We start from the raw sequence: 960 nt of genomic DNA, 5'->3' as shown, positions 1-960 counted from the left end.
CTCTGGTAGCCCACCAAGACCGTGTCAGCGGCGGCGCTCCTGTAGGGGCGCCGCTCGCATGTGTCGAGCCGGCCCGTCAGCCACTGCGCTCGGCCATCGCTTCGGCCGCTCCGTGCGCATAAGCCTCGGCGCAGTGCCGAACCCATGCGCCGACGCCGTCCGCCGTGCCCGTGGCATACGCCTCAACCAGGGGTTCGTAGGCGCGGACGAGGGCGAGGTGACCTGCTTCTGGAATGCTGACGGCCTTGGTGTCCACGCCGCGGGCCACCAAGACGATCCGCTCAGCGGCCCGCGCCACGACACCGTCGGCTGTGCCGAACGGCTGCATGGACAACAGCTCGCCGTGGACGATCGCGGCGACGACCACACCCGGAGCGGCGGTGGGAACGGTCGCCACCCGCATCAGCTGGTCGAGCCGCGCGGCGTCCACGGTCGGCGACGGCCGGCCCAGCGCGTCGCCGTCGTCGACCAGATTCCGGGCGGCCAGGACGTGCAGCCGCGCGAGGACCTGGAGCGGCGAGCGCTCCCAGAGCTGGGCTAGCTCGGGCACCTCTGCGACCGCACGGAGCGCACCCTGCACGTGCGGGTCATCGAGGTCGTCAGGGTCGCCACCGGCCAACAGGGCCGACGCCCGCGCTCCGCGCATGGCCGACTCGGCCGCCAGCGAAGCGGCAGAGCTGCGCATCGTGGGTTGCCGCAGCAAGGCGTCGATCGAATCGCGCGCATACGAGGCCGCCGTTCCGACACCGTCGAGGGCGGCGACATGCGCCAACGGGTCATCCATCACCACGGAGCCTACGGCCACGCCTCACGCGTGATGATGTTGGTGCCGGTGACGGTGGCCCGTGCGCGCACGGCCGAACCCCCCGCAGGCGAAGAACCAGAACGCGATGAACAGCAGCCACGGCGCGCCCCGCACGACGGCGAAAAGCACGGCTCCGAAGGCGAGGAACATCAGCG

1 protein-coding gene is annotated in these 960 nt (G+C 71.7%); it reads right to left on the bottom strand.

From position 1 onward, the window contains the following. Positions 1-76 precede the first annotated feature (76 nt). The gene (locus ELR45_RS13230; protein ID WP_129666690.1) at positions 77-784 is read right to left on the bottom strand and encodes a Fic family protein; all 708 of its coding nucleotides are present in this window, start codon (positions 782-784) and stop codon (positions 77-79) included. Positions 785-960 lie beyond the last annotated feature (176 nt).

The sequence above is a fragment of the Phytoactinopolyspora endophytica genome (assembly GCF_004138495.1).
Classification (GTDB): Bacteria; Actinomycetota; Actinomycetes; order Jiangellales; family Jiangellaceae; genus Phytoactinopolyspora; species Phytoactinopolyspora endophytica.
Note: the sequence above shows the minus strand (reverse complement) of the source record. Positions and strands in the feature narration are given on the sequence as shown.